Raw genomic sequence first — 19,397 nt, forward strand, 5'->3', positions numbered from 1 at the left:
CGTATGCGAATTGGGCGGATCGACCCCTCAGAGTCCGTAAGTGCAGGGCGTCGAGAAGGTCGGTGCCAGCGCGTCGCGCCGCGACCAGAAGGTGGACTTGCCGTTGGGCGTCAGCCTGGTCGCAGGCACCGCGATCTCGACCATGGGTCCGCGGATCTGGATGACCGTGCCGCAGTTGGTTACGGTGCCGATCGCGAGCTCACGCCGAAACGTCTCGCGGTGCTTCTGCTCGGCCTCGCGATCGGCGACGTAGCTGTCCTGCGCGCGCTGGAACCATGCCGCCGAACGGATCTGGTCGGGGCGGTAGGCGTAGACCGCGGTGCGGGTCGGGACCATCGACACGCGGCTCATCAGCCGGCTGCCGAGGTCGCCTTTGGTAGCGACTTCGGTCGTATCGTAGGTGATCGCGACGAAGCCGCCGAGCACCTGGTCGGCGCCGCGCGAGCACACCGCCGAGCTGCCGGACCAGAAGTGCTTGGACTCGCCCCGGGGCGGCAACCTGCGACCGAGCGCGCGATCACGGAAGGTGCGCGCCGCGTCGCCGTCTTCCGGTTCGATCCGACCGCCCTTGGCGGCGCATTCCTGCGCGAATGCATCGCGGGCGCGCTCGGCCGTCGCCGAGCCGTTGGCGGTGATCTTTTCGGAGAAGAAGCGGTAGCCGATGATCTCGTCGGCGTCGTCGAGCAGCGGAAAGACCTGCGGCGACGGGCGGGTCCGAAGCGACCCGCTCGTCTTCATGTCGGTATCGCCGCCGATGGTGATGAGGAAGCCGGCAATACCGGGTGACTGCTGCGCCATGGCCGGAATGCCCGCCAGAGCCGCTGTGAGCGCCGCTAAGGCCTGAAATGCACCCTGCCCTGCCATAACTGCCTCCTCGTCGTCTGGAGGCGTTCTCCGGCCCGTAAGCCGGGTGTTAGGAACCCGGGCTCTCGCGCGAGCGCTGCCGCTTGTGGGTTAGCTGCTGCCCAGGCGACGGCGAGAGGCGTATCCTTTTTCGACCAACGGTGACGGGAAGGGAGCAAGTCATGTCGAAGAAGATCGTGGCGCCGGCCTATGTCGCGGCGATGGCGCGGGCGGAGGCGGATCCGGCGTCAGCGCGGTTCTGGGTGGGGCTGGATATCGGGTTCAAGAGCACGGCGGTTTGCGTGGTCGATGTCGACGGCGCAGTGGTCCACCAGGTGTCGATGAAGAGCCACGCGACCGAGATCGGCCGCTACCTGCGCCGCAACTTCAAGTCGCATGTGACGCTGATCGGCATGGAGACGGGCGGTTTGTCGCCGCACCTGGCGGGCAAGCTGCGCGAGCAGGGCTTCCAGGTGGCGGTGCTCGATGCGCTACAGGTCCACCGGGTGCTGTCGGTGAAGCGCAACAAGACCGACACCAACGACGCGCGCGGCATCGCCGAGATCACGCGCAGCGGCCGCGACTATCTGACCGAGGTCTACGTCAAGTCGAACCTGTGTTTCGAGGTCCGGGCGTCGCTGATCATGCGCGACCGCCTGGTCAAGCAGCGGCGCGAAACCGAGGCGATGATCCGCGGTCTGGTCCGGGTCTATGGCGGACGGATCGAACCCGGCAGCGACAGCCCGGCGACGTTCCGCGAACGGGCCATCGACCAGCTGTGCCTCATCGCCGACACCGAAGGCGTCGACCTGCGCCCGCGCATCATCCCGCTTCTCGACCTGTGCGAGCGCTTCTACATCGAGGCCGGGCGGATCGAGCGCGAGCTGGACCTGCTCGCCGCGTCCCATCCGGTGTGCAAGCGGTTCATGGAGATCCCCGGCATCGGCACAATCACGGCGCTGTCCTTCTACAGCGCGATCGAGGACCCGACCCGGTTCCGGCATGTCGACGATGTCGCGGCCTATCTCGGCCTGACGCCGCGCGTCTACCAGTCGGGCGAGAGCCTGACGCACGGCGGGATCAGCAAGATGGGCAACCAGCTCACCCGCACGCATCTGGTCGGCGCCGCGACGGTCATGCTGGCGAACACCAGGTCGTTCAGCACGCTCAAGGACTGGGGCATGAAGCTCAGCAAGCGCGTCGGCTTCAACAAGGCCAAGGTCGCGCTCGCCCGCAAGCTGGCGATCGTGATGTTCAGCCTGTGGCGCGACTGCACCCATTTCATGGCCAAGGCCGCCGACGTGGGGCCGCACCGCGACCTGATGCGGGCACGCGCCAGCGCATAGACAATTTCAGGGTCACACCAGGTTCGTCCGCACAAGAGCGGCGAAACCATCCTCCCGGGAGGCGGAGGGACAGGAGACTTCGGGCCTAAAGGTGAGGTGGCGACAACCTCGTGATGCTTGTTGAAGCTCCACCCTTTGCACGTAAATGCCCATAATGCGGCAGGCGACAGGCCTAAAGGCCACGCCACGCGCCCGACCGCGAAGAGACTGTTGCACTCCGGGAGCGATGACGGATGATCTTGCAAAGATCCGACAAGGAGCAGATCATGAGGTAGCGGAAAAAGTCGGGATATTCCTCACACCGAGGGGCAGCAGCTAGAGACTTTAGGCGGAGCCCTGGACATGCGCGACAGCCACCCGGCCGACAAACATGTCGACCGGCCGAGAGACTCTGAGGTTCCTACGCCTCACCGCCAGGACTGACCGGGCGGCGCGCGGATGCTATCACGTCATTGGCACGGGGAAAACGGGAAGGTTGCTCGCTCCCCTGCCCTACAGCGGCGCACGGTCCGGACCAGTTGCGCCAGCTCCGGTGCCTCGAACGGCTCAGGCACCGTCAGCAGCCGCGAGTGACCGCCATGGACGAGGCGGATGCTGTACGTGCGAGCGTCAGGGCGGAATGATGCAGCCCCATTCAGATCCGGGCAGGTGAACAAATCACTCGCCTCGGCCGCGGTGAGCAGCTCGGCGACCAGTGTCGGATCGAGATCGGCGAGATGGCGAACCCGCTCGCCAGCCCGGCTGGGAAAGTGCGCGATCCCGCCGAAGATCGTCACGCCGACCAGATCCCCGCCTGTTTCCGGCTTAGAGCCGGTCACGCAGGCGCCCTGCCCTGCCTGGCGGCACGCCGCTCGCGAGCTCGACGGCGTCGTTCCTCGTCGCGCGCGACCTGGGCGGCATCGATCACCGGTGCTTCGACAAGACGAAACCCTTCCGCTCGCCGAGCAGCTTCCCTCCGTCGGACTCGCTCTGCCTGAACCTCGATTCTCAGATCGGAGCGGGTGACCACGTAATCCAACTCGTGCTCATGCTGCCTGATCAGCGCGGCCAGCGCATGGACGGTCACCTCGTGGCCCACGGCCGCATCCACAGCTTGTAGCCAGCGAGGTGACGCATATCGGTGCCGTTGGACCCAAACATCGCGGCCGAGTTCCAGGCCTACTACCAGCGCCCACGCGACCGCATAGAGGCGGCTCGCCACCACAGGCGTCGTTCCGGTCACCTTGTCGACGACGGTGAGCGCGATCAGCCCGGCCCAGAAGGTTAGGATGCTGACGACCGGACATGGGTAGGTCCGGCTGACCTCCAGGCGAGCGACGAAGCGATCCAGCACCGGCACGGACTCTTTCCTGTCCGCCGATGCACATCTTTTAGCATTTCGGTCGTTTTCCATCGGATCACGCTCGCAAAAAGCTAGTCACGCGATATACGCTTTACGTATACTAGGCAAATGGTAGATGCCTGAAATGCGTTCTCCTGCCTCGTCTGACCTGCATGGTCGCATCGTGCACCTGCTCACAAAGGCACGCCGGGATGCGAAGCTGCGGCAGGTCGATCTCGCTGGGCGGCTTAGTTGGCAACAGGCTTACGTGTCGCGGTATGAAACCGGCGAGCGACTGCTTGGCGTTGACGAGTATGTTGCCGTGGCATTGGCTATCGGAGTCGATCCGGTCATGTTGCTGAAGCAAGCTCTCGAGATTGCAGTTGGTAAGAGGGTTGATGAAAGACCAACTGAATAGCCGGCATCCGCTTAGTTGGTCGCGCCGGTGCGATCGACGAGCTGCGAGTCATGGACACGGTTCGTTGAAGACGCCGATATCACCCCACCCGTCCTTCGTCACCGCGCCACTGCACTGACTGGGGCCTGGATCGAGCAAGTCGCTGCCCGGTCCTGACGATTTACGCTAGCGCACGGCACTGGGGGTGAAATGCGACGCCAGAGCCTGCCTTTCTGAATCTCCAAAATTCAAAGAAAAGCATCTCGCGGGGTTAGAGGGTTCAATGAGAGGTTAAGAGGTTAAGGGTGCCGCTGTAGCTGCTCAAGTCAGCGACTTTCCACGATTCGTTATGGAAGGTGCGTTCCCGGAGTATCGTTGCAGCGTTCCTGAAGGATCAATGCTCGCGTTCCCGATGTATCGCCTCGCCGTTCCGGGAGTGTCGATGAGCGTTCCCGGAGTATCGATGATCGACGGACGGGTGGGAAATGAGCGCTCTGATTGAATCAGTTTGTGATGGCGTTGCGCCGGCGACGTTCAAATTGTCCGGGTCTGCGGTGCGCGACGAGGCCGTAGGGAGGATCAGTCACTCGCCACGCGATACATCCGGAACGCCATCGTCCTTGCGGATAATCTCGATGCCCGTGGAACGCGGCTTTTGCGGGACCAGTCTGCTGCAATGGACGTCGACCTCTTGCCGCTCTTTGGATACCTCCACGACGCGGCAACAGCTCTCGCCCACCAGGATCAGTTCGGCGCCCTGCAAATCCAGGCTGTAGCGGAAACCACCGTACATTCCGGGCACCGGGAACTATCAATCCCCGGAGGTCTCTAGCATGGGTGCCAGTCGTGGCAGGCGGAGTCCGCTTTTTGCCTCCAGATCACCGACGCGGCCACGGATGACGGCGTGAAAGTTCGCGCAGGCTCCGCCAAGCGCCCCGTGTGATCAGAGCCATCGTTACGGATGACGGTCCATAGCCATGCGCCACCTGATGCAGCGGCGCGAAGCCGGATGTGCCGCCCGGCCAAGAAGTGTTGGCGAGCGCCGGCATTGTCCGGGCCATTTCAACAACCGTCGTTCAGTTGTAGCTCCGTGCCGCGTTTGCCAAATATCGCGTTGCTGCTCGATGTTCGGACGCAGAACTCCGCGCTTGCCGACGCCGTCCCACTCGGTAGCCATGACTCGGAGGTGACCTCGTTACCGCAGCGTATGTCGGTTCTTTGCATCAAAGCGCCGGACATAGCCGATGAAGGCGTTCTGGTAGCTCACCGGGGTTCGGCCTGCGTCCGCTTCGATCCAGGTGCGGAAGTCTGCGTGGAGTGTTTGATAGTCCCAGCCCGGGCATTCGGCGCGCAGCGTTGCCAGCGTGGCGTCGGTGATCTCGCCGAAGGTCGAGCGGGTGGAAAGGCTTTTCACGCTGCGGCGGATCAGCGCTGCGGCATCGACGCCGGGTTCGGCCGCAGGCTCCGCAACGGCATCGGGCTGCGGTGCGGGGGAGGATGCCTTGCCTGCTTTCGTCGTTTTGGCTGACAGCAGTGCCTTCGTTTCGCCCTCGCTTCTCCGACGCATGCGCAGCGCGGGCTCGCGCTTGCCCTCTGGCTGCTCAATCAACAGCGCATAGCCGGGCAGCTCGTCGCGCTCGGCGATCTTGGCGATCTCGAACTTGAAGCGGCGGTACTGCCCCTCGGCGCCCGACTTCTCGAACAGCGTCGGCATGGAGATGGCAAAGCCAGTCTCGCCGGCGCCGCCCGCGTGTTTGCGCGCGACCTTGTACAGCCAGCGCTCGCGCCCGCCGGTGATGTCGAAATAGGCGCGGTCGATCGACAGCACGCCGCCGGTCATCATCACGCCCTCCCAGAACCAGTTCGATAGCTCGATGGTCATACCGCGCGAGCGCTCGGTCTTCTCGTCGACCAGCTGCGTCCAGCCATCGAGCCAGCTGAACGTCGCCTCACGGCGGTTCTCTGCGCGAATGTTGGTCTTGACCGTGGTCGACACGAGCCGGTCGAGTGCCTGGCCGAGCAGCTCGTAGGCGCGCCCGGTCGGCTGCCGCCCGATCGCGCGCAGCAGGTCGTAGGGCATCAGGTGGAGCTTGCGCGGCACGTCGTTGACGCCGCGGCGCGCCATGTCGGCGAGCATCGAGGCGCAGTAGATCAGGATGTCCGCGTCCCAGATCGTCGCCATGCCGTAATCAGGATTGGCCGAGACGTGGACCCACAGCTTGCCGTCCGGCGATCGGTAGTCAATCGGCTTCACCCGCTTCGACTTGGCTAGGCTGAAGAATGGCCGCTCCATCATCTCGCGCTGGTCACGCAAGGGCAGGTCGGCGAGATAGGGTAGGAACAGCTCGAACTGTTCGGAAACCGCCTCGCGGCGCGCGCGCGTCACGCGATGTTTCCCCGGGGAAACATCGACCAGCGGTTTACAAAACCGATGCTCTGCCCCTGCGTGTTTCCCCGGGGAAACATCAGCGCTGGAGTCCCTTCCCGGTTGCCTCGAGGTGGGCGAGCGCGTCGCGCAAGGCGGTCACAAGCTCGTCCGTGTCGGCGCCCGATCCCGCGTGCAAGCGGATCGTCACGCCCTGCCGGTTGGCCGATTGCACCGTCAAGGCCGTGCGACCGTACTTGGTGGCGTAGCGGTACGGCTCTGGCTTCTCCTCGCCCGCCATGGGCTTCGGCGCGTCGAGCAGCCGCCGCAGCACGTCCGCGGCAGGGTAGGGAAGGTCACCCGCTTCGCGCCGCGCCGCCTGTTCCTTGGCGACCTGCCGCGCCATGGCGGTGATCGCCTTGCCCGTATTCTTGTCGTCGAGCGCCTGGGCGAGCGAATAGGCCGGCTTCAGCTGCACGTCGCCCGGGGACGCGAAAGCTGAGATCACCACCTCGGGGATCGTTGCGACCTTGAGCATCTTGGACAGCCAGCCCTTTGAGAGCTTCAGCCGCTCGGCCATCCGCGTCTGGTGGTTGCCGTAGTGTGCCTTCAGCGCGTCGAGGTAATTGCGCGCCCGCTCTAGGTCGGACACGTCGGCGCGCGCGCGGTTCTCGAGATCCGCGAGCCGGAACGCGGCCTCGTCGTCGAGGCTGGCGACCTGTGCCACGAACTGCATGTCAGGATAACTGTGCGAGCGCAGCCAGCTGATCGACCAGTGCCGCCGCGTGCCGGCGATCACTTCGAACTCATAATCGGCATCGCCGTCGACGCGCCGTACCACCGCGGGCACCTTCTGCCCGCCCTCGGCGACGATCGAGTCGATCAGCTCGCGGCAATTCTCCTCTGAGAGGTGCGCGTACGTGCGAGCGTTGCCGGGCCAGATGCGCACGCGGGCAGGATCGAGAAGGAGTTGCGTGACCTGCCGCACCTCGCCGCTCGCGACGCGCGCAAGCGCAGACTCGCGACCGAGCAGCGTAGTGGCCCGTGGGCGCTCCGGTTGAGCCTCGCGCGCTGGTGCAGGGGAGGGGGCCTCGCCTCGCTCGGCCGTGTCGTCCGCGAGCAGCGCCGCCAGATAGTCCGATTGCTTACGCGCCATGCCGCACCTCCCTCGCAGAACGTAAGCAGAACATTGTGCAATAGGAAAGGTTAGGCCGCGGCATGAATAACCGCCTCCTCGCTAGCCGGTTCGACCCGCCCCCAGCCCTGGCGGACCAGCTGCTCCACCTGCCTAAGCGCCTCGTCCAGATTGGCGCGGCTGCGCTTGTGCGTCTTGGGCGTGCCGATCGGCTTTTCCAGCTCATACACGGTCATCATTCGCATCGCCGCGTGGCTGATCTCGGCCGACTCCAGGATCGGAACGGGAAGGAGGGCAGGGCCGAAGCTCTGCTCCATGATCGCGCGCACCATGGCGTGGCTGGGATCGTTGCCGTCGAACTTGGAGCAGATCAGCCGGACAAATTGGTAATCGACCTCGATGCCGGCCCCGGTCAGCTGGTGCAGCACCTGATCCATCATCGACAGGAACTGCACGGTCGAGCAGAAATCCGGCGTCGTCGCCGCCAGCGGCACCAGCAGAGCGTTTGCCGCCTGCATCACTGCCAGGCTGATCGTGCCGAGGGCAGGGGGCGGGTCGAGCAGAACGATGTCATAGTCGCGCGCGAGATCCGACAAACCGCGCTTCAGCTTACGGAAGCGTGCCGCCAGTACCGATCCGCCGTCGCTGCCCGCCGCGGCGAGCTCATACTCCACGTCGAACAGCTCGAGGTTGGACGGGATCAGGTCCACGTTCGGCCATGGCGTCCGCTTCACCGCGTAGAGCAGGTCCGCCTGGGTCGGGTCGATCGAGAGATAGGGGTAGAGCGTCTCGTCGCGCTTGATGTTGAAGTGCGGGTTGAAGCCGAACAGCGTCGTCGTCGTCGCCTGGCTGTCGCAATCGACCACCAGCACGCGATAGCCCTGCACCGCGAAATAGTGCGCGAGGTGCGTGGTAACGGTCGACTTGCCGACGCCGCCCTTGAAGTTCTGCACCGCGATGATCGCCGGCACGTCGAGCGGCGCGCGGGCAGGGGAGGCGCCCAGCACCTCGCGCATCCGCAGCATTTCCTCGACCGTGTAGCCCAGCCGGCGTCCGCTTTCGGAAGCCGGGGCAGGGGGGAGCCGCCCGTCATCCTCCGCCATGCGGATGCGGTTGGTGGAGCAGCCGAGCAACTGCGCCGCCTCGGCGATGCCGAAGCGCACATTGAGGCCCTTGCGGCTCTCGGGCAGAAACGCCTTGCGTCGGAGGCGCTCGATCATCCGCTCGCCGGCATCGGCTAGGTCGCCGATCTGCGTCAGCACTGCACCATCCTGCGTCAAGACAAAGCCCCTTGAACCTTTTCACGCGCGACCTTGCCAGATTTCATTCAGGACGGCAAGAAAGCGGCTGAAGGGGAAACAATGCTGATCCTGCACTGGCTGACACGCGACCGCGACGTGAAGGCGGCCGATGCCGTACCGTACCGCCTGCTGGAGCGCGACGCGGCGCTTTCCGCGGGTGCGCCCGGCAGCGGCAACATGCTGATCCACGGAGACAATCTGGAGGCGCTCAAGAGCCTGCTGCCCTATTATCGCGGGCAAGTGAAGTGCATCTATATCGATCCGCCATACAATACCCGCAGCGCGTTCGAGCATTACGACGACAATCTGGAGCACAGCCAATGGCTGGCGATGATCTGGCCGCGGCTGGAGCTGCTGCGCGAGCTGCTGAGCGAGGACGGCAGCATTTGGGTGTCGATCGACGACAATGAGAGGCACTACCTGAAAGTCATCATGGACGAGGTGTTCGGGCGCGCCTCTTTTCTGTCTACTATGATCTGGCGCAAGAACTACTCACCTAAGTCAACAGCTCGCCACTTCTCGGAGGATCACGACTATATCTTAGTCTACGCGCGGAGTAGCGGCGTATGGCTGCCGAACCTTATGCCCCGGTCAGAAAAGCAGGATAGGGCGTATAGGAACTTGGACGATGATCCGCGAGGCCCCTGGAAAACAAGCGACCTATCTGCACGCAATTTCTACAGCAAGGGCAAGTACCGGATCGTGGGTCCGTCCGGCCGGGTCATCGAAGGTCCCCCGGGTGGTAACTACTGGCGTGTGTCCGAAGAGCGATTTTGGGAGCTTGATGCGGATAGACCTTGCGCCCTTCCGTATTCTCCACGCGCAAAGTCTGGATGGTGGCGACGAACACGCACAGGTGGCGCGACAGGTCGGCGGTGGTCAGCCGGGTGAAATCGGCGATGTCGAACACCCGCACCGGCTCGCCGAAGACTGCGGCCAGTGCCTGGCGATAGGGATGGCGCGGGTTGTTCAGCGCATCCACGGTCTGCCGGCGGATCGTCGTGGTCGGCACCAGCCACAGCACCGGCGGATAGTCGCGCCCGATCCACGCATCGCGCGCGACGGCGATGCTGTGCGCGGCGAGCAGCGTCTTCGAGATGAACTCCGGCCCATAGCACATCGGGAAGCGTCGGAACGGGAGCCGCCAAGGCCCTGATGAAGCCTGCGGCCGCTACGCGGCCTTGTCTTCATCAGGGCCATAGCGGCTCCCAAACCAGCGCTTCCCAATGTGCTACGGCACCGAACTGACCAGTCATGCCGTGCTCGCCTGGTGTCAGGATACCGGCGTCGAGTGGCATTATATCGCGCCCGGCAAGCCGCAGCAGAACGGCTTTGTAGAATCGTTCAACGGTCGCTTGCGCGACGAGTGCCTGAACGAGCACCTGTTCCCATCGCTGGCTGCGGCGAGACGGATCATCGAGGCATGGCGGACGGACTACAACACCGTGCGTCCGCACAGCAGCCTTGGCGGGTTGGCACCCGCCGAGTTTACGAACCGCCCCCGCCAGGGGCATATGGACACCGAAGCTAAGTTATCAGCGGCCTGAAAAGGGGGAGCAGGTCAATATTGTCTGGGGTAGCGTGATATCCATCTACCGCTTCGGCAGGCGGAATGTTGCCGTGAGCTCCAGCAGCTGGCGATGGTTAAGCGAGTCACGCCTCTAGAGAGGTGTACTCATTACTCGAAAAATGTCTGGAGCCCGTGGCGATGGATGATGGCGTTACGGACGCAACTGTGTTCGATGCAGGCTCGGTTCGTTCATCGAATAGGTGCCGTTCCCATGCTCTAGCTGATGCCTCGTGGAGATTACCGTCCCGATCGACGCAGTCTGCCACACCTGGTCTGCCTCTATCTAAGCCGTAAGCGTCCGGTGACGGCGTCACATCAAGCGGGCCGGTAGTTCCACGGCAGCAGTTCAGCGACCCGGCGGGCCGGATGGTCTGCGATGCGTCTGATGGTGTCGGCCAGCCAGGCCTCGGGGTCGACGCCGTTGAGCCTGCGTCATGGGATCGTCGCGGCGGGGTGGGCGACCGATCCCGCCGGCGATCCGACGACGCCCAAGGCATATCTGGACCTGCTCCGCCCTCTTTACGCTGCGGGACGCCGGGATCTCCCCATCGGGCGCCTGCTTGAGGGGCATGTCGATGCGGTGCAGATCGTGTTTCGATACGGCACGTCGTCCCAAGTCGCTGCGTTGCGGGCGCGCATCGCTGCGGGAGCGACGTTGGGTGTTTGGAATGCGGGCCTGCCGGGTGAGCCGCTGGTGCTTACCGGCGGACGGCTGACCGGCGGCAAGGGCTATGCATCGGGGGCGGGGATACTGACTCACGCGCTGGTAACCGCGAATAGCGAACGCGGACCGCAGCTGCTCCTGCTCGACCTCGAGGCCGATCCGCCTGCCATCGATCGGGAGTGGTGGCAGACGATCGGCATGCAGCGCTCGGAGACACATCTGGTGCGCTGGTCCGGCTCTGTGATCGGTGAAGACAGCCGTATCGGCGAGTCCGGCAGCTATGCGCGGGAGCCGTTCTTCAGCGGAGGCGCGCTGCGCTTCGCCGCGGTTCATGCCGGCGGCATCGCCGGCCTGCTCGATGCAGTGCGTGACCACCTGACCACCCACGAGCGCGCTTCCGATCCGTTCCAGGCATCGCGCCTCGCCGACCTGTTCCTGCTTGCCCAGGGTGCAGCGGCGAGCATCCGCGACACGGCGGGCGCCTGGTTCAGCGGGACGGATGCGGAACGCCTCGCCCGGGTGTCCGCTGCGCGGCTATCGATCGCCGGCTCTGCCGAGCGCGCCCTCACGATCGCGCAGGAGGCGGTGGGGCTGCCGGGATTGTTCCTGTCGCATCCGCTGGCGGCAAAGATCGCCGATCTCATGGTGTACCTGCGCCAGCCTGCGCCCGACGCGCATCGCTTTCGCGTCGGCCAGGCTGTCGCCGAGCACATCCTCGACCCCATTCTGTGAGGATCCCGCTGCGAAACGTACGTGTCGCGCTGGTGATCGCCCCGCACCCGGATGACGAGGTCATCGGCGCGGCAGGCCTCATTGCGCGGCTTCGCCGCCATGGAGCTCGGGTCCGGGTTGCGGTCGTGACCGATGGTGCCGCGTCTCACCGGGGCAGCCGACAATGGCCGAGAGCGCGACTGGTCGCGGCGCGCCAGCGTGAGAGCCTTCATGCGCTACGTCGTCTCGGCATCGTTGCTGGCGACGTCTCGTTCCTCAATTTGCCCGATGGCCAGTTGCCCTCGATCCCGGGACGCTGTTATCGCGCGCTGCGCCGCCAGGTCGCACGATGCCGGGATCTCGATCTCATCGTCGGACCGGCCTGCGATGACGACCATCCCGATCACCGCGCCGTAGCAGCGGCCGTCGCCCGATGCCCGGGTGGCGCCGGTCGGCTGACCTACCGCGTGTGGCCGCCTCGCCCGGACAGGTCCGGACCGGCATGGCGCATCGCTGTGCCCGGAGGAGTTCCGGTTAAGCGGTCGCTGATCCACGTCTACCGGACGCAGCTCGGCGCCGTTTCCGATGATCCAGCAGGTTTCACGATCGCGAGACACGAGCTTGCGGCCTTTGCTCGTCCGGTCGAGCGCTACCGGCCGGGTTCGAGGTGACGAGCCCGATCGATCTTGCGGGGTTCGCCGCCAAGTTTGCCGGCGACGACGATCCCTGGCGCACCTTCACCGCCCGTGACGAGGCGGTGAAGCGTACCGCGATCCTGCGCGCAATAGGTGACCGACCGGTCGGACGGGTGCTGGAGCTGGCCAGCGGCAACGGCTCCAACAGTGCCGCGATCGCGAGGAAGGCGTTGCGCCTCGATGCGACCGAGGGCACGAGGGAGGGGGTCGACCTGACGGCACGTGCCGTCGCTGCCTGGCCTCGCGCGTGCGCATCGCTGCTCGTGCTCCCCGGTCGACCGCCACGTGCCGTCTATGACGTGATCGTGATCGCCGAGGTACTGTATTACCTCTCAGCGCGAGACATGGCCCGGGTTGCGCGTGAGATGGCCGCCCGCCTGACGCCAGGCGGCACCATCGTGCTCGCGCACCACAGGATCGACTTCTACGACTTCGCCCAGCACTCGGCAGGGATCCACGCCCGGTTCCTCGCAGAGACCGGGCGTCGTTGGACGGTTCGCACCGTGCGCCGCACCCGCCGCTGGGTCGTCACCGCGGCTCGCCCCGACGATGTGCCCCGATCCCGTTGAACGCGAGCGAGGCAGCGCGTACCGCGTCCGGGCGATATGAAGTTCGCGGGTAAGTGGAGCGGCAGGACGTCCACCTGCCGCTCCCGCCAGGGTCGTCAGGCCGCCGCGTCGAGATCGACCTTCATTTCCCGAGCCCAGAACCTGAGGTCACGACAGGTCGTGACGAACGCCTTGACGTCCTTGCTCTTGCTTAGGGCTACGAAGCCATTGTCAAGCTCCGGCACCCGGGCGGCGTCGAACAACGTGGCGGCCGCATCGGTGTAGCCGATGAACTTGCAGTGGCCGAACGCGTCCGCCACGAAGTCCTTGGAGGCCGCATCCTTGGCGAGCAGCGCAGCCCCTTCCTCGGACGGGAGCACCGCGACGGCATCGAACAGGACCGAAGGTCCGCCGTCGATCTTCTGCTTGGCCGCGACCTTGGTGCCGTCGTCGAGCGTGACCCCGCCGATCTTCGGCGCGACCACCTCCCAGACCGCGCCTTCGGCTTCCAGCGCCTTGGTCAGCGCATTGAACAGCTCGGCGCTCGACCCATCGGTCAGCAGCAGGCCCATCTTTCGCCCGGCGAAATTCGCCGGGCCGTTGGCGACGATCGAGAGCGCCGACGATGTCGGCAGGTCTAGCGTCGGCTTGGCCGCCTTGGCGGCGTCCGGCAGGTCGAGGCCGAGCCCGTTCGCAACGGTAGCGGCGAGATTCTCGTCGATGTTGCGCAGGTGGCTGACCGCCCGGGCCCGGATGTCGACACGATCTACCTTCGACAGCTCGAACACCAGCGCGTCGCCGATGTGCTTCTGCTCGATCGGCTGCTGGCTGAGATAGAACTGCCGCGCCTGGCTGTAATGATCGGCAAAGGTTTCGGACCGAATCCGCTGTTTGGTCCCCTGAACCTCAGCGGGGAAGCTGGTGAAGCCGATCTCCGGGTTCTCGCGAGGACCGCCTTCCGCGCCCCAGCTGTTCGGCTCATAGTTCACGCGCCCCTTCGGATTGCGCATCGCCATGTGGCCGTCCTGCTGGAAGTTCATCACCGGACAGCGCGGGGCATTGATCGGCAGGTGGGTGAAGTTCGGGCTGCCGAGCCGCTTCAGCTGGGTATCGAGATAGGAGAAGTTGCGGCCGTGCAGCAGCGGGTCGTCACTGAAGTCGATGCCCGGCACGATGTTCTGCGTGCAATAAGCGACCTGCTCGGTTTCGGCGAAGAAGTTGTCGACGTTGCGATTGAGCGTGAGCGTACCGACGATGCGGACCGGCACGTCCTCCTCGGGGATCAGCTTGGTCGAGTCGAGATGGCCGAAGGGAAGCTTGTCGGCGGTTTCCTGATCGAACAGCTGGACGCCGAGATCCCATTGCGGGAAGTCACCGCACTCGATCGCCTCCCAAAGATCGCGGCGATGATAGTCGGGATCGGCGCCGCTGATCTTGACCGCCTCGTTCCACAGCACCGACTGGAGCCCCTGGCGCGGCTTCCAGTGGAACTTGACGAAGGTCGACCTGCCTTCCGCGTTCACCAGGCGGAAGCTATGGACGCCGAAGCCCTCCATCGTCCGGAAGGAGCGGGGGATCGTGCGATCGGACATGATCCACATGATCATGTGCCAGGCTTCCGGGGTGAGGCTGGCGAAATCCCAGAAATTGTCGTGTGCGGTTTGCGCCTGGGGGAACGCCCGGTCGGGCTCCTGCTTGGCCGCATGGACCAGATCGGGGAACTTGATGGCATCCTGGATGAAGAACACCGGGATGTTGTTGCCGACGATGTCCCAGTTGCCCTGCTTCGTGTACATCTTGACGGCGAAGCCGCGCACGTCGCGCGCCAGATCGCGCGAGCCCTTGTTGCCCGCTACCGTTGAGAAGCGGACGAACACCTCCGTCTGCTGCCCGACCGTGCTCAGCACGTCGGCGCGGGTGTAGTCGGCCAGACTGTCGGTCAGTTCGAACACGCCGTGCGCGCCATAGCCGCGTGCGTGGACGACGCGCTCCGGGATGCGCTCGTGATCGAAATGGAAGATCTTTTCGCGGAGGATGAAGTCCTCGAGCAGCGTGGGGCCCCGCAGACCCGCCTTCAGACTGTTCTGGGCGTCCGCGATCGGGATGCCCTGCTGCGTGGTCATGGTAAGTGCCGCGTCCGAAGTCGTCTGGCGGGTTTCGCCGCCATGGCCCTGCTGCTCGGCATAATTCGTCGGCTGGTCGGCACCCGCCGGCAGCGGCGGTGCCTTCTTGGCCGTCTCGCCCTTGAGTTTCACCGCGTCGCTTTTGATGCTCTTGCGTGCCATGGACGTAATCCTCCGATCACGCCCTTAATGCCACCAGCGCCACGGCGGTGCGAGGCATAAATCTTTGTAGCGACTGGGAACCAACCCGGAGGAGCGAAATCAAGTTATGTCAGTCGAGCATGGTAGCCGGTTCGGACGACAGGCGCGGGCTCGGCAACGTAAGTGTTCATGGCTGCGCAGAACCCGACTGCGGCTTCCTCGGTCCTGGATCACAGCCAGGGAAAGCCGATATGAACCGGTTGGGGATGTCTTGAAGCCTTGCCGTTAGCCGAGCATGATGTACTCCCAGGTCGTACAGGTTTTCGACCGCGTCCGGCACGACCATGATCCGTGGTTGGTGCTGCTCGCCGGCCTGGTTTGCCTCTGCGGAATCTATGCGTCGTTCGCCCTGGCCGCCCATGCCGTACGCTCCGGACGTAAGACTCGCCGCCCCTGGGGTCCTGTCAGCATCGTGTCGGCCGGCTGCACGGCTTGGGCGACCCACTTCATCATCTGTCTGGCTTTAAAGCCGGGCATGCCGTCCGCGTTCGACCCGCTGGCCGTACGGCCGTTTTACGGCCGCTCGTTGATGTGAACGATTTAAACGGACGGGGACCCGTGCCGCGGCTCAAGGCGTTGAGCGTCATAGAAATGGCCCTGACGACAGGGACATGCACTCAGATGAGGAAACGACATGCGCGCACTATGCTGGCACGGTAAAGGCGATGTCCGCGTCGACACCGTCGCGGATCCCGAGATCAAGCACCCGCGCGATGCGATCATCAAAGTAACCGCCTGCGCGATCTGCGGGTCGGACCTTCACCTGCTGGATGGCTACCAGCCCACCATGGAGGCCGGCGACATCCTCGGCCACGAGAACATGGGCGAGGTCGTGGCGCTCGGGTCCGAGGTCACCAACCTCAAGATCGGGGACCGGGTGGTGGTGCCGTTCACGATCAGCTGCGGCGATTGCTGGTTCTGCAAGAAGGGTCTGTTTGCGGCCTGCGATCGGACCAATCCGAACGCCGAGATGGCCGCCAAGGCGATGGGCCATTCGCCCGCCGGGCTGTTCGGCTTCAGCCACATGCTGGGCGGCTACTGCGGCGGCCAGGCGGAGTATCTCCGGGTGCCGATGGCGGATGTCGGTCCGATCAAGATTCCCGACAACGTAACCGATGAGCAGGCCCTCTTCCTATCGGATATCTTCCCGACCGGCTACATGGCCGCCGAGAATGCGCAGATCGAGCATGGCGACACCGTCGCGATCTGGGGCTGCGGTCCGGTCGGCCAGTTCGCCATCCGCTCCGCGCTGATGATGGGCGCCGGCCGCGTGATCGCGATCGACGAGGTGCCCGAGCGACTCGCCATGGCGGAGGCCGGTGGCGCTGAGACGATTAACTTCGCCGAAACCGATGTCTATGACGAGCTGCAGGCGCGAACCAAGGGCCGGGGCCCCGACAGCTGCATCGATGCTGTCGGCTGCGAGGCGGCCGCGCACGGGGCGGCGGACGCGGTCATGGACAAGGTGAAGGCAAGCATGATGCTCGCCACTGATCGCGTCCACGTCCTGCGGCAGGCGATCATGAGCTGCCGCAAGGGCGGCACGGTCTCCGTGCCCGGCGTCTACGTCGGGATGGGTGACAAGCTTCCGATCGGTGCAGCGATGAACAAGGGGCTGACGATCAAGCTTGGGCAGACCCACGTGCAACGTTACACCAAGCCGCTACTGGATAAGATCGTCGCGGGCGCGATCGATCCCAGCTTCGTGATCACGCATCCGGCCAGTCTTGAAGACGCGCCAGAAATGTACGCTAAATTCCGCGACAAGGAAGAAGGTGTAATCAAGGTTGTCATGCGGCCGCACGGCTGATTGGCGGAACAACCGGGAACAGGACGCTTATCGATGCCGATCGCCACCGCCGCTGTGGATTATGTTCAGCGGCGGTGTCGATCAGCTTGAGACCAAGTATGTCGACGGACCTAGGCAGCTGCCTTTAGCCGAGCGTGCCGCCTGGTCGAGTAGATCGGTGGCCTGAGCCGGCGAGAGCGGCTTTGCGAAAAGATAGCCCTGGATCGCGTTGCACCCGGCTCGGGCCAGGATGTCCGCCTGCTGCTGCTTCGGATGCGGTGGCGGTCCTCAGCGGCAAACTGCGCGAAGCAACCAACCACTGCCGGAAATCCTCCGCCTCCATTGGTCGTGCGAAGTGGTAGCCCTGTGCTTCCTCGCACCCCATCCCGGCCAGCATCGTCGCAGCGGCGGCGCTCTCAACGCCTTCGGCAACGACGCGGTAGCCCAGATCGTGCGAGAGGGTGATCATTGAACGAACAAGGGCTTGCTCCCGCTCTTCCTCCGCCAGGTGCCGGATGAATGACTGGTCGATCTTGACCACCCGCGCCGGTAGGCGCTGGAGATAGGCAAGGCTGCTATAGCCCGTGCCGAAATCGTCGATTGCCAGCGGCACCCCGGCGGCTTTCAGCTCGCGAAGCTGCGTCATGGCGCGACCGCCATTCTCCATCACGGCACTTTCCGTCACCTCCAGCTCGATCGCATCCGGGCGCAGCCGGTGCTTCAGGAGATAGAGCTGCACGCGTCCGGCGAAGTCGCTTTCTTCGAGATTGGCCGCAGAGACGTTGATCGAAAGCTGAAGGTCGAGCCCCTCTTTCCGCCAGGCTGCAAGCTGTCGCATGGCCGTATCAAGCACCCATGCGGTAGTGGGCTTCGCAAGCGAGGTCTGCTCGATGATCGGAATGAACTCTCCGGGTGACACTTCCCCCAAGCGAGGATGCTTCCAGCGGAGCAGCGCCTCCGCCCCGACGCACTGCCCCGAGGCGACATCGACCCGCGGCTGAAATACGAGCCTGAGCTGACCCGGCTGGTCGAGCGCGGCACCAAAATCGTTGAGGAGCGTGAACCTGCGACCGTGAACGCGGTCCTCGTCGGGTGAGTAGAGGCTAACGGCGTTCTCTGACGCACGGGCGTCCTGGGCGGCGCTATAGGCGGTGCGCAGCACATCGCGCGGGTCCGCCTCACCAAGAATGACGGACGTGACGCCAATCGCGGTGGTCATGGCGAACCGAACGACGGAAGCATTCTGGGCTGTCGCCAGCATCGAGCCGAGCAACGCCAGATATGCGTCCCGCTCCGGCTCAGGCGGGGACAGGAACGCAAACTGCGTTGCAGCGACATGGTAGGCCGTTCGTCCGGGGCCGAGTGCTGCCCGGAGCGACCTGGCGGCATCCTGCACCATGTCATCGACGAACGAAGGCCCCCTCACGCGCAGGCCGTTGTTGAGCTGGTCGTTACGGGCAAGGTCGAGCAGCACGGCATATCGCCGCTCGCCAGGCGCATCCCGACCAAGGTCTTCAAGATCGTCGAGAAACTGGGTGCGGTTGGGAAGGCCGCTGAGGGGATCGATGCGCCCGAACGCGTGCTGCATCTCGATCTGCACCATGACCATATCGGCCAGATCGCTCAGGCCGGTCATCTCCACCTCAGACACCGTTCGCGGCTCCGTGCCGAGCACACAAAGCGAGCCGAGGCCGAATCCTTCGCGGGTAACGAGCGGAACGCCAGCGTAGAAGCGAACTCCTGTTTCCGCCAGGAGGCTCGTCGCATAGCAGTTGTCGGCGAGAAGGTCGGGGATGACCAGCACCTCGGTGGTCTCCGCCACCTGCGCGCACGGTGCCTTGTCGCGCGGTATGGAGCTATGTTCGACCCCGACACGCGATTTGAACCACTGCCGGTCCCGATCGGTCAGTGATACCGCCGAAATAGGCAGATTGAAGATCTGGCTCGCCATGCGCGTGATGCGATCGAAGCTCGCGCTCGGAGGCGTGTCGAGCAGGTTCAACTGGTACAGCGCGTCAAGTCGCGCTTCTTCGTTCTGTTTCACGATCCGTGCCTCTTCGCCCCGGACCTAGCCGGCGAATCGATACCAAACCGCTAACACACACGCTCCAAGGGTTTTGGAGTCGACTCGCTTCCGCAACAATCATGTGCTATTGTCGTGGATGCGAGCGGGGGCGCACGCACCGGGACATGGCGCATGGCGCTGATTCAAGGAGCTGCGATAATGGATCAGGCCACGACTGACTATTACGTGAAGCGCGAGCAGCAAGAACGCGAGCTGGCCGCGTCTGCGGCCGACCCAGCAATTGCAGCAATTCACCTGAATATGGCAGAGCGCTACGCAAAGCTGGTGCATGCCGACTCGAATCGGGGGCGGTGAGAGGATGG

The 19,397-nt window shown here is 64.6% G+C and carries 18 protein-coding genes and 2 pseudogenes; 10 read left to right on the forward strand and 10 right to left on the reverse strand.

Features of this window, described 5'->3' with window-relative positions:
• Nucleotides 1-27: 27 nt before the first annotated feature.
• Nucleotides 28-864, reverse strand: a complete 837-nt coding sequence (locus NLI89_RS17230; RefSeq protein ID WP_133177347.1) for a hypothetical protein — start codon at nt 862-864, stop codon at nt 28-30.
• Nucleotides 865-1,025: 161 nt separating this feature from the next.
• Between NLI89_RS17230 and NLI89_RS17235 the strand changes: the two genes are divergently transcribed.
• Nucleotides 1,026-2,189, forward strand: a complete 1,164-nt coding sequence (locus tag NLI89_RS17235) for an IS110 family transposase (protein ID WP_145147057.1) — start codon at nt 1,026-1,028, stop codon at nt 2,187-2,189.
• Nucleotides 2,190-2,638: 449 nt separating this feature from the next.
• Here NLI89_RS17235 and NLI89_RS17240 read toward each other — a convergent pair whose 3' ends face one another.
• Together NLI89_RS17240 and NLI89_RS17245 are read right to left on the reverse strand one after the other, a co-directional pair.
• Nucleotides 2,639-3,007, reverse strand: a complete 369-nt coding sequence (locus tag NLI89_RS17240) for a protealysin inhibitor emfourin (protein ID WP_133177346.1) — start codon at nt 3,005-3,007, stop codon at nt 2,639-2,641.
• A complete protein-coding gene (locus NLI89_RS17245) occupies nt 3,004-3,528 on the reverse strand; it encodes a hypothetical protein (protein ID WP_133177345.1) in 525 nt (174 codons plus the stop codon). Before NLI89_RS17245 ends, NLI89_RS17240 begins: the two co-directional genes overlap by 4 nt.
• A 118-nt stretch (nt 3,529-3,646) precedes the next feature.
• On the opposite strand from NLI89_RS17245, the gene NLI89_RS17250 reads away from it, so the two are divergent.
• Nucleotides 3,647-3,928 carry a helix-turn-helix domain-containing protein gene (locus tag NLI89_RS17250; protein ID WP_115381532.1) on the forward strand — a complete coding sequence of 94 codons (282 nt, stop codon included), beginning with the start codon at nt 3,647-3,649 and terminating at the stop codon, nt 3,926-3,928.
• Nucleotides 3,929-4,490: 562 nt separating this feature from the next.
• Here NLI89_RS17250 and NLI89_RS17255 read toward each other — a convergent pair.
• The 4 genes from NLI89_RS17255 to NLI89_RS17270 form a co-directional block, all read right to left on the reverse strand.
• Entirely contained in the window at nt 4,491-4,700 is a 210-nt protein-coding gene (locus tag NLI89_RS17255) for a hypothetical protein (protein ID WP_115381534.1), read from the reverse strand.
• Between the two features lie 402 nt (nt 4,701-5,102).
• The gene (locus NLI89_RS17260) at nt 5,103-6,293 is read right to left on the reverse strand and encodes a replication initiator protein A (RefSeq protein ID WP_116463034.1); all 1,191 of its coding nucleotides are present in this window, start codon (nt 6,291-6,293) and stop codon (nt 5,103-5,105) included.
• 79 nt (nt 6,294-6,372) lie between these two features.
• Nucleotides 6,373-7,428, reverse strand: a complete 1,056-nt coding sequence (locus NLI89_RS17265) for a ParB/RepB/Spo0J family partition protein (RefSeq protein ID WP_116463033.1) — start codon at nt 7,426-7,428, stop codon at nt 6,373-6,375.
• A 50-nt stretch (nt 7,429-7,478) separates the two neighbouring features.
• Nucleotides 7,479-8,627, reverse strand: a complete 1,149-nt coding sequence (locus NLI89_RS17270) for an AAA family ATPase (protein ID WP_116463050.1) — start codon at nt 8,625-8,627, stop codon at nt 7,479-7,481.
• 93 nt (nt 8,628-8,720) lie between these two features.
• On the opposite strand from NLI89_RS17270, the gene NLI89_RS17275 reads away from it, so the two are divergent.
• Together NLI89_RS17275 and NLI89_RS17280 are read left to right on the forward strand one after the other, a co-directional pair.
• Nucleotides 8,721-9,599, forward strand: a complete 879-nt coding sequence (locus tag NLI89_RS17275; protein ID WP_238995145.1) for a site-specific DNA-methyltransferase — start codon at nt 8,721-8,723, stop codon at nt 9,597-9,599.
• Between the two features lie 344 nt (nt 9,600-9,943).
• A pseudogene (locus NLI89_RS17280) lies at nt 9,944-10,255 on the forward strand (integrase core domain-containing protein); the annotation flags it as partial.
• A 338-nt stretch (nt 10,256-10,593) separates the two neighbouring features.
• Here NLI89_RS17280 and NLI89_RS17285 read toward each other — a convergent pair.
• Nucleotides 10,594-10,707, reverse strand: a pseudogene (locus NLI89_RS17285) (transposase domain-containing protein); the annotation flags it as partial.
• On the opposite strand from NLI89_RS17285, the gene NLI89_RS17290 reads away from it, so the two are divergent.
• From NLI89_RS17290 to NLI89_RS17300, 3 genes are read left to right on the forward strand one after another with little or no spacing between them, the layout of a single operon-like run.
• On the forward strand, nt 10,655-11,674 hold the full coding sequence (locus tag NLI89_RS17290; protein ID WP_232474430.1) for an acyl-CoA dehydrogenase: 1,020 nt from the start codon (nt 10,655-10,657) through the stop codon (nt 11,672-11,674). The pseudogene NLI89_RS17285 and the gene NLI89_RS17290 overlap by 53 nt on opposite strands.
• Nucleotides 11,675-11,706: 32 nt before the next feature.
• Complete coding sequence (locus NLI89_RS17295; protein WP_254688147.1) at nt 11,707-12,324, forward strand: PIG-L deacetylase family protein; 618 nt, start codon at nt 11,707-11,709, stop codon at nt 12,322-12,324.
• Nucleotides 12,321-12,917: a class I SAM-dependent methyltransferase gene (locus NLI89_RS17300; RefSeq protein WP_198355651.1), complete on the forward strand. Its 597-nt coding sequence runs from the start codon at nt 12,321-12,323 to the stop codon at nt 12,915-12,917. The genes NLI89_RS17295 and NLI89_RS17300 overlap by 4 nt, the downstream gene beginning before the upstream one ends.
• Before the next feature lie 95 nt (nt 12,918-13,012).
• On the opposite strand, the gene NLI89_RS17305 is transcribed toward NLI89_RS17300, so the two are convergent.
• Nucleotides 13,013-15,181 carry a catalase gene (locus NLI89_RS17305; RefSeq protein WP_232474429.1) on the reverse strand — a complete coding sequence of 723 codons (2,169 nt, stop codon included), beginning with the start codon at nt 15,179-15,181 and terminating at the stop codon, nt 13,013-13,015.
• Between the two features lie 274 nt (nt 15,182-15,455).
• Between NLI89_RS17305 and NLI89_RS17310 the strand changes: the two genes are divergently transcribed.
• Nucleotides 15,456-15,755 (forward strand): diguanylate cyclase, encoded by a 300-nt coding sequence (locus NLI89_RS17310; protein WP_232474428.1) that lies wholly within the window; start codon nt 15,456-15,458, stop codon nt 15,753-15,755.
• A 99-nt stretch (nt 15,756-15,854) separates the two neighbouring features.
• Nucleotides 15,855-17,030, forward strand: a complete 1,176-nt coding sequence (locus tag NLI89_RS17315) for a zinc-dependent alcohol dehydrogenase (RefSeq protein WP_116732693.1) — start codon at nt 15,855-15,857, stop codon at nt 17,028-17,030.
• A gap of 124 nt (nt 17,031-17,154) precedes the next feature.
• Here the strand turns inward: NLI89_RS17315 and NLI89_RS17320 are convergent, their stop codons facing one another.
• On the reverse strand, nt 17,155-19,053 hold the full coding sequence (locus NLI89_RS17320; protein ID WP_254688145.1) for a sensor domain-containing phosphodiesterase: 1,899 nt from the start codon (nt 19,051-19,053) through the stop codon (nt 17,155-17,157).
• A gap of 153 nt (nt 19,054-19,206) precedes the next feature.
• Between NLI89_RS17320 and NLI89_RS17325 the strand changes: the two genes are divergently transcribed.
• Nucleotides 19,207-19,389 (forward strand): hypothetical protein, encoded by a 183-nt coding sequence (locus NLI89_RS17325; RefSeq protein WP_116463104.1) that lies wholly within the window; start codon nt 19,207-19,209, stop codon nt 19,387-19,389.
• Nucleotides 19,390-19,397 lie beyond the last annotated feature (8 nt).

Source organism: Sphingomonas faeni, from assembly GCF_024273235.1.
In the GTDB taxonomy this organism is placed as follows: domain Bacteria; phylum Pseudomonadota; class Alphaproteobacteria; order Sphingomonadales; family Sphingomonadaceae; genus Sphingomonas; species Sphingomonas faeni_A.

Coding starts and splice junctions, on each gene's coding strand:
- NLI89_RS17230 (WP_133177347.1), bottom strand. CDS start 864: ATGGCAGGGCAGGGTGCATTTCAGGCCTTAGCGGCGCTCACAGCGGCT.
- NLI89_RS17235 (WP_145147057.1), top strand. CDS start 1,026: ATGTCGAAGAAGATCGTGGCGCCGGCCTATGTCGCGGCGATGGCGCGG.
- NLI89_RS17250 (WP_115381532.1), top strand. CDS start 3,647: ATGCCTGAAATGCGTTCTCCTGCCTCGTCTGACCTGCATGGTCGCATC.
- NLI89_RS17255 (WP_115381534.1), bottom strand. CDS start 4,700: ATGTACGGTGGTTTCCGCTACAGCCTGGATTTGCAGGGCGCCGAACTG.
- NLI89_RS17265 (WP_116463033.1), bottom strand. CDS start 7,428: ATGGCGCGTAAGCAATCGGACTATCTGGCGGCGCTGCTCGCGGACGAC.
- NLI89_RS17270 (WP_116463050.1), bottom strand. CDS start 8,627: ATGATCGAGCGCCTCCGACGCAAGGCGTTTCTGCCCGAGAGCCGCAAG.
- NLI89_RS17290 (WP_232474430.1), top strand. CDS start 10,655: ATGCGTCTGATGGTGTCGGCCAGCCAGGCCTCGGGGTCGACGCCGTTG.
- NLI89_RS17305 (WP_232474429.1), bottom strand. CDS start 15,181: ATGGCACGCAAGAGCATCAAAAGCGACGCGGTGAAACTCAAGGGCGAG.
- NLI89_RS17310 (WP_232474428.1), top strand. CDS start 15,456: ATGATGTACTCCCAGGTCGTACAGGTTTTCGACCGCGTCCGGCACGAC.
- NLI89_RS17315 (WP_116732693.1), top strand. CDS start 15,855: ATGCGCGCACTATGCTGGCACGGTAAAGGCGATGTCCGCGTCGACACC.
- NLI89_RS17325 (WP_116463104.1), top strand. CDS start 19,207: ATGGCGCTGATTCAAGGAGCTGCGATAATGGATCAGGCCACGACTGAC.